The sequence below is a fragment of the Algoriphagus halophilus genome, from assembly GCF_900129785.1.
Taxonomy (GTDB): domain Bacteria; phylum Bacteroidota; class Bacteroidia; order Cytophagales; family Cyclobacteriaceae; genus Algoriphagus; species Algoriphagus halophilus.
Map to the genome: position 1 here is coordinate 2,825,071 of NZ_FSRC01000001.1, position 15,068 is coordinate 2,840,138.

The following is a 15,068-nucleotide window of genomic DNA, read 5'->3' on the forward strand; positions in this document are numbered from 1 at the left end:
TCTATAAGATCAATGGAGGAAGGAATAAAAACTAGTTGAGATTAGGTGATATACTCCCATACACTCTTATAGCCACCCTTCTTTTCAAAATAGGCCAATAGCTTATCGAAAAAGTTATTTTGAGCCAGGGTGCTGCTATCTCCTATGAGTACCAGTTTTCTTTTTGCACGTGTCAAAGCCACATTCATCCTTCGCTCGTCTGCCAAAAAACCAATCTCTCCTCTTTCATTGGACCGGGTCAATGATATCAACATCAGGTCCCGCTCCTGCCCTTGAAATCCATCTACAGTATCAATGGTAATCATATCCGAAAACGCCTTCAGGTTAGGATAATCATATCCCTCAAAAATCAAGGATCTTAGCAAACGGACTTGCGCTCCATAAGGCGCAATCAGGCCAATGGTCCAACCTTCCTGTTTGAAATTAGCAATCCCGATTCGTTTTATTATCTCATTCAAATAGCGGCAAGTAAAAGCAGCCTCTTCAGGATTAAATGTACTGAGGCTTTCCTCTTCTTTTTGATCCGTGAATCCAGCTCCAGCTGTATCGATCCATTCAATAGGATTGGTTTCTTCTCCTGGAAAAACATGGGATTTTGTATTCTCAGCTGCCTGGAGTTCCCCTTTGTAAAACTGATCATTGGAAAAGCCCATGATATCTTCTGGCATCCGATATTGTACCTGCAACATCTGCGTAGCCTGCGGTTTTCTGGTTATTACTTTTTCAAAAAGTGTTTTAGCCAAGCCCTCTTGAGCGGCCTGATAGGATTTGATGGTTGGAGGAAGCTGGCAGTGATCACCGGCAAAAACCACTTTTTTGGCCTTTAAGATCGGAATCCAAGTTGCTGCTTCCAGTCCTTGTGCAGCTTCATCTATAAATACCACATCAAATTCCATCCCTTTCAAACTATAAGCGGAGGCTCCTACCAAGGTACTCGCAAAGACTTTGGTCTGTTGAAAAATATCGTATTGGATGTATTCTTCCAGAGATTTGGCTGCTTCTCTGATTCTGCTCACTTCTGCATACATTAACTTGCGCTGCGCTCGCTCTTCTGGGCCAAAGTTGCGCTTGTACTGCTTGGCCAATTTTAAGTACTGATCGGTTTCTTTACGTAGCTTTTTAAGATCTCTGTAGCTCGCATGGTTAGCTGTTTTGGCATCCAAGGTCTGATTCAAGATTTTCTCCTCCACACGTGCAGGGTGTCCCAATCGCAAGGTCTCTATTCCTTTATCTATTAATTTTTCAACCAACAGGTCCACTGCGGCATTACTTGGCGCACAGACTAAGATGGATTGTCCCGCAATCACTGCCTGCTCTATGGCTGCAATCAAGGTAGTGGTTTTCCCGGTACCCGGAGGGCCATGCACAATGACTACATCTTTGGCATTGGCTATTTTGAAACAAGCTTCATTCTGGGAATCATTTAAGGACTTATTTAGTAGCTGTGGCTTTTCTGAAAACTGGGGGGCTTTTTCTCCAAGAAAAATTTCAGTCAATTCTTCTACCCGTTGATTTTCTCCAGAAATCACCTTCTTTAAGGCAAACTCCATTTCCCGATAGCTAGCTTCATCAAACAGTAAATCGACTCCCAGTCTATTCCCTTCCATCCATTCCGGGATTTCATCTACCTGAAGCGTGACCGTCATGGTATTTTTCTTAACAAAATTGATCACTCCGTTTACACGATGTTCCGCACTTTGATAACTATCCTGAGTGGTAAAAAATGATACAGATTTTCCGGAATTAAAGGCAGATGGTTGGTTGGAGTCGAATCGTTCCACCTCTACCAACAATCGTTCCCCCATCCTTATCTTACTCTTTTTCAATTGGATTGGATGCCAGGTAATCCCTTCTTTTTTCTTATCTGCCAAAGAAGTATTTAAGAATTTTTTCTTGTATTGAGCGAGGTCTTCCTGCCATTCTAACTTCAGCAGTTTCAGTCCATTTTTTAATTCTTCCTTGATATTTGGCATCTATCCGTATTTTAGGGTTGAAACTAATCAAAACCTTTTAGGTTTTCTATTCAAAAAACAAGGATGAACTACTTAGCCCATGCCTATCTTTCCTTTCATCAAGAAGAAATTCTCGTGGGTAATTTTTTTGGTGATTTCGTAAAGGGAAAAATGATGGACCAATACCCCACTGGAATAAGACAGGGAATCCTTTTACATCGTGAAATCGATAAATTTACAGATACCCATCCACTCGTAAGAGCTGGTCAGACTTACCTCAGACCGAAATTCGGTCACTATTCTACCGTCATCACCGACATTTATTTTGACTATTTCCTAGGAAGAAATTGGGGTAGATATTCGAATCAATCTCTAGAAATCTTTACCAAGGAGGTATATGAACAAATATCAAGGCATGAAAATTATTTCCCTGAGCGCTTTGGCAATCTGTTTTACTGGATGAAAAAAGATAACTGGCTTTTAAACTATTCTTCCATTGAAGGGATCCAACGTTCCTTGACAGGATTATCTAAAAGAACTCGTTTTGATTCTAAAATGGAACAAGCACATCTGGCCCTCTTGGAGAAAGAAGCAGAATTTGAATTGATATTCTTCGCTTTTTTCGAAGATTTAAAGACTTTTGCAAAGCAAAAACTGGACGAAATCCAACAAACCAATGATTCTGATTAAACCAAAACTCTCTACCTATTTTTCGTTAGGACTTGTAGTCCTGATCCTAATTGCTGGCCTTGTATTTATTTTACGTGATTTTGCCTATGTAGGAAGTTTTGGTCTTTGGTTTTATTTGATTGCTTGCCCTTTAATTACCCTGGTCATTTTAATGATCCTAGTCAAATTATTGGCTGGCTATCGATTCATTGCGGCAGGAAAAGACCAAATTGTAGTCAGGATGCCACTTAAAAGCTATCAGAAAGTGTATCCGGTAACCGAGATTTTAGCATGGGATGAAGAAAAGATCATGGCCAACAAAAAAGAGTTCAAGCAATTGACAGTGGCATTCAAAGATCAGCAATCAATCTCTATCTCCAACCATGAACATGAGTCCTATGATCAATTGATCAAGTACCTACTGAAGAAGGCAGGAAAGCAAAAAGTTAAAAGTAAAAAAGCCTGAGGAATTTCCCAGGCTTTCATTTTATCGTGCAGTTCTAAAATTCTTATCGTAAAGTTCAATACTTTCTTGGATGATTCGCATGGCATCCTCTTTTCCCAAGAAGTCTTCTACTTTCACTTCTTTGTTTTCAAGCTTCTTATAATCTTCAAAGAATCTGTGTATTTCCTTCATCAAATGTGGAGGAAGGTTATCGATATCTTCAATATAGTTTACAGATTGATCTCCTGCTGCTACAGCAATGATTTTATCATCTGCTTCGCCACCATCAACCATTCTCATCACTCCGATCACTTTTGCTTCTACCAAGCACATGGAAGGGATATCAATTTGGGAGATAATCAATATATCCAATGGATCATGGTCCTCACAAAAAGTCTGTGGAATAAACCCATAGTTAGCTGGATAATGAACCGCAGAGAATAGAACTCTATCCAGGTATAACATACCTGTCTTTTTATCTAGCTCATATTTGCCTTTACTTCCTTTCGGAATTTCGATCACGCCCATTACAGTTTCAGGGGCATTTTTCCCGATATTGACGTCGTGCCAAGGATTAATCATATTTATTGTATTTGGTAATAAAAAGTGGGATTCTTTACTTTTGGACAGCAAAGATACAGTTTAGAAGTTATTTGACATCTTTTCTGTCTTATTTCATGCTTGGAAGAATCACAGTTATCTGTGTTCCTTCATCCAAAGCTGATTCCAAATTGATTTTTCCACCCATTTGTTCCACCGCTTCTTTCACCATATAAAGCCCTAATCCTACTCCCACATTTTTTTGTGTGGCCCGAGTAAAAAGGTTAAAAACTTCAGGATGATGCTTGGCATCAATCCCTATTCCATTGTCCTCTACAGAGATCATCGCTGAATCTTCCATCACATCAATGGTTAGGCTAATATTCTTAGGCCCAGGCTCTTGTTTTTGGAATTGTACCGAATTGCTAAACAGGTTATTCAAAATCACACGGATTTTGGCATCATCTGAAAAGAAATCATGATCCTGATTGATCTGTACATCGATATGAAAATTCGTCAAATCAAATTTCGCATGATAGGCTTCCATTTGTTGGCGAACAATTTCCTTGAAATCGACTGCGGTAACCTTATGGTCTATTTTAGTGGATCTGTAAAAATCCAGCATCTTGTAGATATAGTCGTCAAGTTTGACCGTCGCCGAATCAATCATTTCAAAATATTCCAAGGTCTGAGGGTCCTGAACTTCCAGTTTTGCCAACTTCGAAATCCCAGAAATACTCATCAATGGACCTCGTAACTCATGCGAAAGACTATACACAAACTGGTTCATTTCCGAATGAAGCTTTTTGAGCTTCACATTCTTTTCCTTTAACTCCATCCGCATGAAATAAATATCAGCGGCATTTTTAATGGAGTTTTTGATTTGTTCAATATTCCATGGCTTATCAATAAATCGATATACCTCCCCTTTATTGATCGCATCTATGACACTGGCAATATCCGAATAGCCTGTTAACAAGATTCTGATAGGATCCGGATTGATTTTCACCATTTTCTCAAAGAATTCGGTACCTGTCATACCAGGCATCCTTTGATCTGCAATGACCACATGAATCTCCTCTTCCTGAGCGATTCTGAGTCCCTCCTCAGCATCAATTGCTGTAAAAATTTTGAAGTCTTTTCTAAGCGTTGCTCTAAATGATTTCAAGTTGTTATCCTCGTCATCAATGTAGAGCACATGGATTTTATTGCTCATATTTCTGAGTACTTTGGTATACTGGAAGGGTGATAATAAAAGTGGTTCCCTCTCCTTGTTTTGATTTTACTTCCAAGGTTCCTTTGTGGTTCTCAATAATAGAATAAACAATTGACAGCCCCAAGCCAGTACCTTTGCCGACTGCTTTTGTAGTAAAGAATGGTTCAAATATACGCTCTTTCACATTATCTGGCATACCTGGTCCATTATCTTCTATTTCTACCGTAACAGTTTCTTCTGCATTGGCCACTGTTCTGATGGTAATATGTGGATCCTTAATTTCATCGATATGGTCAGATAATGCATGAATGGCATTATTGATAATATTCATAAATACCTGATTGATCTTTCCTGCCAGGCATTCTACCATTGGCAGTTCTCCAAATTCCCGAACAATTCTAATTTTTCCAGGGATTTGACTATTTAAAAGAATGATGGTGCTATTGATGCCATCGTGAATATCTACTTTTTTAACATCCTGCTCATCTACTCTAGAGAAAATCCGCAATCCCTTCACGATTTCCACAGTTCTCCTTGCTCCATCCTCCATCCCTTTGAGCAATTGATCTACTTCGTCTAGCACATAATCCAATTCCAACTCTTCTTCCAAGTCCTTGGCTTTCTTTTTGGAACTTTCAGTAAATTCAGAATTTCCTGTATTTCTATAAAACTCAATTACTTCCATGATATCTTTAATATCCCGTTTAAGCGGAGTGATATTTGAACTCACAAAGTTGATTGGGTTATTGATTTCATGTGCAATACCAGCCGTCAACTGACCAAGTGAAGCCATCTTCTCCTGACTCACCAACTGACTTTGGGTATTCTGTAAATTCCGAAGTGCATGTTCCAATTCATCCGTTCTTAATTTCACTTTTTTCTCTAAAAGTGTATTCTGCTCACGCACCAACATTTCATTTTCTTTCAAGACCTCCAAACGCTCTGCCTGCTCTTTTTCTTTTTCTTTCTTAAGAATATTGATCCTGTCAGCCAATGCAAAAGAAAGCAAGATTACTTCCAAGGCCGAACCTAAAGGCATGATATAAGCTGTCAAATTATTGGAAGGAATAATGCCCATTTCACTAAATACAAAAAGAAAAATACCTATCATAAAGATGGTCCAGGCCAACAAGTAATATCGGGCAGGCCTATATCCTTTTCGAAGAATCATGATTGCCACCAATAATACAAAAATGACTACAATGGACTGGGTGACAAGTATTACCTGATAACTTATAGTAGTGGAAAAAAAGAAGGCATTGGCCAGAATAAATCCATAGACAATGAATACAAAAAGAAAACCTTTGTCCAGTTTAGGAACAATGCTTTTGGACATTAGAAAAATTCGCAAAAACCAAATCCCAACGATACTTACCAACGAAGAAAATATAACAATAGATCGCTGATTCATCCAATCCCATTCAGGCCATAATAAGCTTTGTGTATACCCCAATATGGAAGCTTGTGCAAACCAAACCAATAGGGTATGAAGAACATAAACGAAGTAGATCTTATCCTTGACAGAGAAATAAAGGAATAGGTTATAGAAGAATAGACCTAAGAAAACTCCTGTCAAAAGTCCAAAAAGCAAATCTTCAAAGGTGATGATATCCAGTAATGTCTCCCTTGAAGAAAGGAAACCGTAGAATATCTTTTTATCGACATTATCAAGTCTGACAATAAAATAATCTGCATCAATTTCGCTCTGATCAAACTCAAAAGCTATTTTCTGGGATGGAAAATCCCGCTCCTCAATCCCTAAGAGACGACCGTTTTCATGGATTTTTAGAACTTTTCCATTTTTGACAGAAAAAAGCCGGACATGGTCCGCAGAAGATGAATTAAGTGCAAAGACAGGGTTTTCAAAATTGCTTAAATCTGAAAGCTCCAATTTGATCCACAATGTTTTGGAATTGATTCCAAAATTGAAGTTTTGACATTCATTTGAACTAAACTCACCACTATTTATTACCTCGCCTATCTCTACGTCATTTTCTGCGAGCAAATAAGAAAAACATTCAACCTTTTCTGTTTCTTGTGCAGATACCTGAAAGGCCCCTGCAAAAAACATGAGACCTAAAATAAAAATCCTAAATGTCATTTCTCCAATTAATGTTAGTCAATAATAGGTCATAATTAACCTCAAATTTACCCTTGGGCCCTTCTTCAATCTTATTAAACTGAAGCTTTTCCCTCAATTCCATAATTCTTTCTCTCTCTGACGAATCTGCCAAAGGTAAATTTTCAGGATCTTTCATCACTATAGAAGTAGCTACCAAATCCAATTTTGGATAAAAGAAAGTTCCTGAATTGCCTATTCCTGTTTCAATTTCAAATCCCTTTTGCAAAGAAGGCTTCAAGGTGTATTCAGCTACCAAGGCTAATAAAGAACCTAATTTTAGTTGTGTTGCAATTGCAATCCCAGCTCGAATTAATAAGACAGCACCTACTCCAAATCCAGATATGGACTTTGAATTCCATAAGCCAGAAACTTCTCCAGTTCCTTCCACTGAATAATTCTTAACCAAATCAAAAATTTTATGATCTACCTGAGATACAGCCTGCTCCATCGGTAAAGGATAATCTGGATGAGCAATATGTATTCTTAATCCACTCACTACTTCTTGGGTGTCCGCCGTCTCCACTGTCACCACATATACAAAAGGATTTTTAACCCAGTCATTATTTGAGGAGGTTACTTTCGTGACTCCATATTGCTTCAATACGTCAGAATGCCCTTGAACGAATTTCTCACATCGTTCTGGTTCATCAATCGCTCTAAATGCCTTAAAATTGAACATTTCAGATAGTAATTAAGGTTTCTGACAGATCTCTGCGATAGGATTTTACTGAAGGATCACCTGCCTTATTTACCCTAAACATAAAAATTTCTTTCTGATCAACTGGCTTATTAAAAATATAATTAAATGTTTTCTTTAATTCTTTAATCTCTTTGCCTTCAATTTCGGTAAAACCTGATTCCTTTTCATTCAAATACATGTGAAAAATAAACAACATCGCCGAAACTGGTTGTGCACTTAAGCCCAACATATTGGCTTTAATCCAAACTCTTTGGAGTACCGTTCCAACTTTTAATATCGAAACAGGAGTATAATTTGGAGTTTTCAATAAGAATATTGCGGAAGCGGTGGTAATCGTGTCTTTAGAAATCTTTGTTAGACCGTATCCCATCAGATACTTCCTAAAAAATCGAATGGTTCTAGGGTCTCTCAATAGTCCCATAGCGGCTCTTTCTGCCCCTTTCAACTCTAACGTTGCGATATCGATTCCATCTTTTGTTTCTATGGCTTCTTTTTCAGTCCACCGGACTTCATTTATAAAGTCCATCAGGCCTTGATCGTGAAAAAAGCGTAAACGATCCATTCCTCCCACCACCTTTGCCAACTGCACTAAATCTTCTGGCTCAGAAGTCCACTCCATCGAAACATCATCTTCTTTGGCTACCTCAGCTAAAGCTTGTAATTCCTCCTCACGCAAAATATACCTAGATGCATTTTTTCGATTCGTGCACCGGAGATTAATTCCATCTACTAACTCAGCAAATTTGATAGGAAGTGGATTAGGCTGCTTGGAAACAAACCGAACACTGGCAATACAATCCTGTTCAAAATCGCTGATTTGATAAATTATTTCTACCTCAATCCCAAGTTTACCGGCTTGCAGACGAATATTCTCCAATGCTGCTCCAAAAGCAATCAAAGAACCGCTGCCCTTGTAATCCAGCATGGAGTGACTTCTGACCTTATCATGAAAAAGGTGTAGGACTCCCTTTTTATCAAAAACCCAAACCCAAGGTTGAATATTCCCTCCTGAAGGAGCCCAATTAGCTTGATCCACCAATAACTCTAGCTCTTCCTTTGATAGACGATAAGCAGATTGCAAAACATTCGTAGGGACTTCAAATTGAAAATCTGAAAGTTGTTCAAAAACGGGAGCATCAACCTTGATTTCTTCTGCTTCCTTTAACTTAAAAAGTTGATCAAAGTCCACATAGAATCTCCCGGATTTTACATCTTCTCCCAAAAGAAACTTCCTGGCTGCATGTGCAACAGATGCTCCTCCCAGAAAAACTCCGGAGGCCAGCTGAGGCCAACTGCTGATCGTTTGCCCGATTTCCAAAAGGGATACCTTCATTCGGGGCGTAAGGGTTTCTAACCCTGTAATTTTTAAAACTATGGATACTTTCTCTGTATTAGAAAGGCTTTTTAGAGAGTTTACATCCACCCCTTTCAATAATCCATGAAACAATTCTCTATCCGGCTCTATATCGAAGCGTTCAATGTCCAACATCCCCCTATCCGAAGTATCCATCATCACGGCCACCCGGTGTTTCCTTGCCTTTTCACGTAATAACACTTTTATATCCAAGCTATCACACTCATCAATAAGCAAATCCAACTTTCCATCCTCTAATAGGAAATCTTCAATATTCTCCGGTGTGATCCCTTCTCTATACACCTTCACCTTGAGGTAAGGATCTATTTCTGCGATCTCCCTGGCTGCTAGTACGACTTTCTCTAACCCTAAGCTCGTTACACCTGCTTTCAGCCTATTTAAATTACTAAGTTCTAATGTATCAAAATCTGCTAATCTGATCTCCCCATATCCTCTCTCCAAAGTCATAGCCAATGCGATGCTTTGACCTACGGATAACCCTACAATACCCACCTTTTTTTTACTTAATAAATCCTGTTCCGAAGGAGTTATTTTAAAATTATTTCTTAGCGTTCTGATTTTAATAAACTCCCCCTCTGCCAACACATGAACCAAGGTGTTTTTCCAAGGGAAGAACACCCAATTGCCATACTTTTCTTTCTCTATTTCTTTAAAGAAATTTAATACTAAGTCTTTTAATTCTTGACTGGGTATTGTCCTTTCAGGATTTTCTGATTTGATTAAATCTCCTACTTGACTTTCAATTTGATCTGAAACAAAAACAAATTCACTCTTTTGCAATTCTTTGATTTTTAACCAGTCAGACTCAAGGGTTGGATTTAGAATTACAGCAGAATAATTTACATTTTGATCCGCGAAATTTTTAATGGACATTTGTGTAATCTGGGGGTGAATAGCTCAGTAAAGATAATTTATTAAGATTTATGTCAAATATATTCTTAAACATATTCAATTAATTTATTGAGAATAATTTATCACCTCACACCCTAAATAGATTTCAAACCGACCTTAGTTTGTTTTTTAACTAAAAAAAAGATTATTTGTCCTACGGATTACTATCTGTTGACAGTTATAGATGCCTTATGGAAACTGGAAGTGAAGAAAAAATAAAAATTCTTTATGTAGATGATGAAGAAAATAATCTTCAGGCATTTAAAGCAACATTCCGAAGAGATTATAAAATATTTCTTGCTATCTCAGCAAAAGAAGCAAGAGAAATATTAAAAGAACAAGAAGTTGATTTGATTATCACAGATCAACGAATGCCAGAGGAAACTGGTGTTGAATTTTTAGAAAGTATTATCCCTATTTACCCAAAACCAATTCGACTTTTATTAACTGGATATACTGATATACAAGCAGTTATTGATGCGATTAACAAAGGCCAAGTATATCATTATTTAACTAAACCTTGGGAGGAAGATTATTTAAGAACTGTCATCAAAAATGCTTTTGAGATGTATACACTCAGAAGAGAAAATGAAAAGTTAACAGAGGCCTTATTGAAAGCCAATGAACAGCTTGAGTTCCTTCTTAGACAAAACCTGCTTTCTTAAATTAATAACGAGCTGCCAGTAATAATTGAAGTTCTTTGTGGGAAAGTCCAAACTTTCTTCCCAAATAAGCATTTGTTAGACTTCCACGATAGGTATACACCCCTCTCAAAAACCATTTGTAATTAAATATCATTTCTTCTGCTCCACCAAGATCCGCTGTCTGCAAAATAATTGGGGTAAAAATATTACTTAAAGAGTATGATGCTGTACGCGCGACTCTAGAAGCAATGTTAGGAACACAGTAATGAATAATGTCATGTACTCGGTAGATAGGATCATCATGACTGGTCACTTTTGAAGTCTCAATACAACCGCCTTGGTCAATTCCTACATCTATCACAATGCTTCCATGCATCATGTTAGCCACCATTTCCTCGCTAACCACAATTTTATTTCTACCTTTTTCTGCCCTTAATGCACCGATCACCACATCTGCCTCTGCCATTGCTTGACTTAAACTGAAATTATCAATGGTGGAAGTATAGACTTGCTGTCCCAGCAACTGCTTGATCCTTCTCAACTTGTAGATATGATTATCAAATACTTTGATATTCGCTCCTAAGCCCAGGGCAGTTCTAGCAGCATATTCAGCTACTGTACCGGCCCCAATTATCACTACTTGAGTAGGAGGAACTCCGGTTACTCCCCCCATAATCAAACCTTTCCCATCATTGACACTTGAAAGGTACTCAGCAGCAATCTGCATGACTGTGCTTCCTGCAATTTCAGACATTGCTCTGACTACAGGCATCCCTCCCACTTTGTCTTCCAAATATTCAAAGGCGACGGCAGTGATCTTTTTTGAATTCAAGGCTTCTATGAATTCTTTACTCTGTCTTCCAAGTTGCAATGCCGAGATCAAGCAACTCCCCTGGCTCATATCCTCCACCTCTTCCAGCGTAGGTGAATCGATTTTCAAAACAATTTGGGCAGCTAGCGCATCTTTTTTCGAATAAACCACCTTTGCACCAGCATCGGAATAATCCTGATCGGTGAATTTTGCTTGCAAGCCTGCACCTGTTTCTAGAATTACACTTAGCCCATTATTGGAAAGAATACCTACTGCCTCAGGAGTTAGGACCACTCTTTTTTCCTGATCAGAAACCTCTTTTGGAATTCCAATCGTGATGGATTTAGAGTCCTTTCTAACTTTTGAAGGAGATTCCTTAGGTATTAAACCTACTGCAGACAGTTCACTTAATTCAGCTGACATCGTTAACGTGTTGAAGCGTGAGTTTTCTTTCTGAATCAGAAAGAATTTCTAACTTGATTAGAATATATTGATCTGGAAGAAAATCAGCCACTTTTTCGGCCCATTCCAACCAGCAATAATTCTGACTATAAAAATACTCTTCTATTCCGATATCCAATGCCTCGGTAGGATCATCGAGTCTATAAAAGTCAAAATGATAAAATTCTTCTCCCTTATCATTTTGATATTCATTGACGATTCCAAAGGTAGGACTACTGATCTGATCTTGTATATGAAACTGCTCTGCCAAGGCTTTGATAAAGGTCGTCTTACCAGCTCCCATCTCTCCTTTAAACACCCAAACCTTTTCAGAACCTGCTATTTCGATTACTTTCTTTGCAGCTTTGGAAATAGCATCCTTCCCATATGAAAATTGAATCAACTGATCTATTATTTTGGTGACAAATGAACAATCGGAATGATCATTTCTTCCAAAGATACCCCTCCATGTTGAAAAGTATCTTTATAGAAGTTCACATAATAATTGTAATTATTGGGATAGGCAAAGAAATAATCCTCCACTGCAAATACATAACTGGATGAAACATTCAATCTAGGGAGTTTTGCATCTTCTGGTCTTTTTATTTCAAAAACCTTCCCCCCCTCAAAATTAAGGTTTTTCCCTTGTTTGTACCTCAGATTTGTAGTCACATTCTTATCTCCGATGATTCGATAGGGTCTATTCACTCTTTTAGTCCCATGATCGGTGGTCACGATTACCTCTGCACCAGCCAGTTGTATTTTTTTAAACAACTCAAATAGTGAGGAATGCTCAAACCAGCTTTTGGTAATGGATCGATAAGCAGATTCATCCGGGGCGAGTTCCCGTATCATCTTCATATCGGTCCTTGCATGGGACATCATATCCACAAAATTATAGACCAATACATTCAAATCATTTTGAAGAAGTTGGTGGAATTGTTCCACTACAGTTTTCCCTTGATTAGCCTGTAGGATTTTATGATAGGAAGACTTGATGGGCAACCTGTTTTTATCCAAGTTGATTTTCAACCAGTCTTCCTCAAAATTATTCTTCCCTTCGTCTGAATCTTCATCTTCCCAAAGTTTGGGATAGAATCTAGCCATATCCATGGGCATCATTCCACTAAAGAGCGCATTTCTTGCAAAAGCGGTTGTGGTAGGCAATATGCTATAATAAGTATCCTTTTGCTCCACGTTGAAATAAGCGGACAATAGGGGCTCAATGTCCTCCCATTGATCTAATCTCAAATTATCTATTACAATCAAAAATAGGGGCTTCCCAGATTTGACCTGAGGAAACACCTTTTGTTTCAAGACTTGGTGAGACAAAAGAGGTTTGTCTTTGTTTTGCTCCTCCATCCAGTCCAAGTAGTTGTCTTTCACAAACCTGGCAAAAGAGGCATTTGCTTCAGTTTTCTGGGTTTCCAGCACTTCAATCATACTTTTATTTTCAGTAGAATCAATTTGCATCTCCCAATAAATCAGCTTCTTATAGATATCAGCCCAATCATTATGATCTTGTGCATCTCCAAAAGCCATACTGATTTTCATAAACTCCTGCTGATAATTCAGAGTAGTTTTTTCATCAATCAGTTGTTTGTTTTGCAACAGCTTTTTAACAGAAAGCAAGATTTGATTGGGATTCAAGGGTTTAATCAGGTAATCAGCAATTTTACCCCCTATAGCATCATTCATAATATGCTCTTCCTCTGACTTGGTAATCATCACCACAGGAATTTGAGGCTTGATAATTTTGATCTGTTGCAAGGTTTCCAAGCCTGTCATACCAGGCATCATCTCATCCAAAAAAATGACATCAAAATTTTGAGCTTCCACTTCATCGATGGCATCCACCCCAGAATTTACCGTAGTGATCTGATATCCTTTTTGCTCCAGAAAAAGAATATGTGGTTTAAGAAGGTCGATTTCATCGTCCGCCCATAGAATATTAAACTTTTGAGACATTAGAGTTTCCTTTTCTTTTAAAATTATAATTACTTTTGAGTCAATCAAATTAGGCCCAATTGAAAAGCCAAAAGATACTAAACGACCCGGTTTACGGATTTATCACAATCCCAAGCGAGTTAATTTTTACGATTATTGACCATCCCTATTTCCAGAGGTTACGGAGAATAAAACAGCTGGGTTTGACTGACTTTGTTTACCCAGGAGCTCTTCATACTCGTTTCCATCATGCCATCGGCGCCATGCATCTGATGAGCATTACGCTGGATAATTTACGCATAAAAGGAACAGAAATTTCGAATAAAGAGTATGAAGCTGCCTTAATTGCTATTCTATTACATGATATTGGCCATGGCCCATTTTCCCATGCCTTGGAGTATAGTCTCCTTAAAAGGGTGCCACATGAACAATTATCCTTGCTCATCATTGAACTATTGAACAAAGAATTGGAGGGGAAGCTAGATTTAGTTTTAAGAATATTTAAGAATACTTATGAAAGAAAGTTCTTTCATCAGCTAGTTTCTAGCCAATTGGACATTGATCGATTGGACTACTTACAACGGGACTGTTTCTTTACCGGTGTATCAGAAGGCACGATTGGTGCAGATCGTATCATCAAGATGATGGATGTCAAAAATGACCAGGTGGTCATTGAGGAAAAAGGAATTTATTCCATAGAAAACTTCTTAAGTGCAAGAAGGCTGATGTATTGGCAAGTCTATCTTCATAAAACCACGGTCAGTGCTGAAAAGATGTTGATCAAATTGATCGAACGGGCAAAAATGCTTCGAAAATCAGGCATGAATTTTACCATTACTGAGGAGTTTGATTTTTTCTTGCAGCACGAAAACTCAGTGGAAGATTTCCGAAAGAATCCTGATACCTTGAAGAAGTTTCTGGAAATGGATGACTTGGATATCTGGGGAGCAGTAAAGCTTTGGAAGAGGCATCCTGATTATGTTCTTCGAAATATTTCCAATATGTTCTTGACAAGGGACTTATTTAAGATCTCTTTAACAAATGAGCAGTTTGGAGCTGAAGAAATTGAAGAAATGAAACTAAAGACCATTCATAAACTAGGCATACCCGAGGAAGACATCCAATATTTCTTCTCACATGGTGCTGTCAGTAATTATGGATATCTCGCAAAAGATCGGATTAACATATTGACCAAAAAAGGCAAGGTCATTGACGTGGCTCAAGCTGCTGATTTACCCAATATTAAGGTAATGAGCAAAATCGTCGAGAAACACTATGTATGTAAAGCCAAAAGCTTAAATTTAAAATTCTAAAT

13 protein-coding genes are annotated in these 15,068 nt (G+C 38.1%); 4 read left to right on the forward strand and 9 right to left on the reverse strand.

Annotated features, from left to right (window positions below; genetic code table 11):
- Positions 1 to 41: 41 nt before the first annotated feature.
- The gene (locus BUR11_RS11755) at positions 42 to 1,973 is read right to left on the reverse strand and encodes an AAA domain-containing protein (RefSeq protein WP_074224995.1); all 1,932 of its coding nucleotides are present in this window, start codon (positions 1,971 to 1,973) and stop codon (positions 42 to 44) included.
- Positions 1,974 to 2,036: 63 nt separating this feature from the next.
- Between BUR11_RS11755 and BUR11_RS11760 the strand changes: the two genes are divergently transcribed.
- Entirely contained in the window at positions 2,037 to 2,642 is a 606-nt protein-coding gene (locus BUR11_RS11760; protein ID WP_074224996.1) for an acyl carrier protein phosphodiesterase, read from the forward strand.
- Positions 2,629 to 3,087 (forward strand): hypothetical protein, encoded by a 459-nt coding sequence (locus BUR11_RS11765; protein ID WP_074224997.1) that lies wholly within the window; start codon positions 2,629 to 2,631, stop codon positions 3,085 to 3,087. The genes BUR11_RS11760 and BUR11_RS11765 overlap by 14 nt, the downstream gene beginning before the upstream one ends.
- Before the next feature lie 21 nt (positions 3,088 to 3,108).
- Here the strand turns inward: BUR11_RS11765 and BUR11_RS11770 are convergent, their stop codons facing one another.
- The 5 genes from BUR11_RS11770 to BUR11_RS11790 form a co-directional block, all read right to left on the reverse strand.
- Positions 3,109 to 3,648, reverse strand: coding sequence for an inorganic diphosphatase (locus BUR11_RS11770; protein WP_074224998.1), 540 nt, complete (start codon positions 3,646 to 3,648; stop codon positions 3,109 to 3,111).
- A gap of 88 nt (positions 3,649 to 3,736) precedes the next feature.
- Positions 3,737 to 4,822, reverse strand: a complete 1,086-nt coding sequence (locus BUR11_RS11775) for a hybrid sensor histidine kinase/response regulator (RefSeq protein ID WP_074224999.1) — start codon at positions 4,820 to 4,822, stop codon at positions 3,737 to 3,739.
- Positions 4,812 to 6,923: a sensor histidine kinase gene (locus tag BUR11_RS11780; protein ID WP_074225000.1), complete on the reverse strand. Its 2,112-nt coding sequence runs from the start codon at positions 6,921 to 6,923 to the stop codon at positions 4,812 to 4,814. The genes BUR11_RS11775 and BUR11_RS11780 overlap by 11 nt, the downstream gene beginning before the upstream one ends.
- Positions 6,913 to 7,623, reverse strand: a complete 711-nt coding sequence (locus BUR11_RS11785) for a hypothetical protein (protein ID WP_074225001.1) — start codon at positions 7,621 to 7,623, stop codon at positions 6,913 to 6,915. The genes BUR11_RS11780 and BUR11_RS11785 overlap by 11 nt, the downstream gene beginning before the upstream one ends.
- 1 nt (position 7,624) lies before the next feature.
- Complete coding sequence (locus tag BUR11_RS11790) at positions 7,625 to 9,892, reverse strand: Rv1355c family protein (protein WP_074225002.1); 2,268 nt, start codon at positions 9,890 to 9,892, stop codon at positions 7,625 to 7,627.
- 209 nt (positions 9,893 to 10,101) lie between these two features.
- Between BUR11_RS11790 and BUR11_RS11795 the strand changes: the two genes are divergently transcribed.
- Entirely contained in the window at positions 10,102 to 10,575 is a 474-nt protein-coding gene (locus BUR11_RS11795) for a response regulator (protein ID WP_074225003.1), read from the forward strand.
- Between the two features lies 1 nt (position 10,576).
- Here BUR11_RS11795 and BUR11_RS11800 read toward each other — a convergent pair whose 3' ends face one another.
- Genes BUR11_RS11800 through porX form a run of 3 tightly spaced genes read right to left on the reverse strand, consistent with a single transcriptional unit; the run spans position 10,577 to position 13,774 of the window.
- A complete protein-coding gene (locus BUR11_RS11800; RefSeq protein WP_074225004.1) occupies positions 10,577 to 11,788 on the reverse strand; it encodes an alanine dehydrogenase in 1,212 nt (403 codons plus the stop codon).
- The gene (gene tsaE / locus BUR11_RS11805; RefSeq protein WP_074225005.1) at positions 11,778 to 12,209 is read right to left on the reverse strand and encodes a tRNA (adenosine(37)-N6)-threonylcarbamoyltransferase complex ATPase subunit type 1 TsaE; all 432 of its coding nucleotides are present in this window, start codon (positions 12,207 to 12,209) and stop codon (positions 11,778 to 11,780) included. Before tsaE ends, BUR11_RS11800 begins: the two co-directional genes overlap by 11 nt.
- A gap of 8 nt (positions 12,210 to 12,217) precedes the next feature.
- Positions 12,218 to 13,774: a T9SS response regulator signal transducer PorX gene (gene porX, locus BUR11_RS11810; RefSeq protein ID WP_074225006.1), complete on the reverse strand. Its 1,557-nt coding sequence runs from the start codon at positions 13,772 to 13,774 to the stop codon at positions 12,218 to 12,220.
- Positions 13,775 to 13,833: 59 nt separating this feature from the next.
- On the opposite strand from porX, the gene BUR11_RS11815 reads away from it, so the two are divergent.
- Positions 13,834 to 15,066: an HD domain-containing protein gene (locus BUR11_RS11815; RefSeq protein WP_074225007.1), complete on the forward strand. Its 1,233-nt coding sequence runs from the start codon at positions 13,834 to 13,836 to the stop codon at positions 15,064 to 15,066.
- Positions 15,067 to 15,068 lie beyond the last annotated feature (2 nt).

What these genes read in the sequence shown, in the direction of transcription:
- BUR11_RS11755 (WP_074224995.1), bottom strand. Translation starts at nt 1,973, where the DNA reads ATGCCAAATATCAAGGAAGAATTAAAAAATGGACTGAAACTGCTGAAG.
- BUR11_RS11760 (WP_074224996.1), top strand. Translation starts at nt 2,037, where the DNA reads ATGAACTACTTAGCCCATGCCTATCTTTCCTTTCATCAAGAAGAAATT.
- BUR11_RS11765 (WP_074224997.1), top strand. Translation starts at nt 2,629, where the DNA reads ATGATTCTGATTAAACCAAAACTCTCTACCTATTTTTCGTTAGGACTT.
- BUR11_RS11770 (WP_074224998.1), bottom strand. Translation starts at nt 3,648, where the DNA reads ATGATTAATCCTTGGCACGACGTCAATATCGGGAAAAATGCCCCTGAA.
- BUR11_RS11775 (WP_074224999.1), bottom strand. Translation starts at nt 4,822, where the DNA reads ATGAGCAATAAAATCCATGTGCTCTACATTGATGACGAGGATAACAAC.
- BUR11_RS11780 (WP_074225000.1), bottom strand. Translation starts at nt 6,923, where the DNA reads ATGACATTTAGGATTTTTATTTTAGGTCTCATGTTTTTTGCAGGGGCC.
- BUR11_RS11785 (WP_074225001.1), bottom strand. Translation starts at nt 7,623, where the DNA reads ATGTTCAATTTTAAGGCATTTAGAGCGATTGATGAACCAGAACGATGT.
- BUR11_RS11790 (WP_074225002.1), bottom strand. Translation starts at nt 9,892, where the DNA reads ATGTCCATTAAAAATTTCGCGGATCAAAATGTAAATTATTCTGCTGTA.
- BUR11_RS11795 (WP_074225003.1), top strand. Translation starts at nt 10,102, where the DNA reads ATGGAAACTGGAAGTGAAGAAAAAATAAAAATTCTTTATGTAGATGAT.
- BUR11_RS11800 (WP_074225004.1), bottom strand. Translation starts at nt 11,788, where the DNA reads ATGTCAGCTGAATTAAGTGAACTGTCTGCAGTAGGTTTAATACCTAAG.
- porX (WP_074225006.1), bottom strand. Translation starts at nt 13,774, where the DNA reads ATGTCTCAAAAGTTTAATATTCTATGGGCGGACGATGAAATCGACCTT.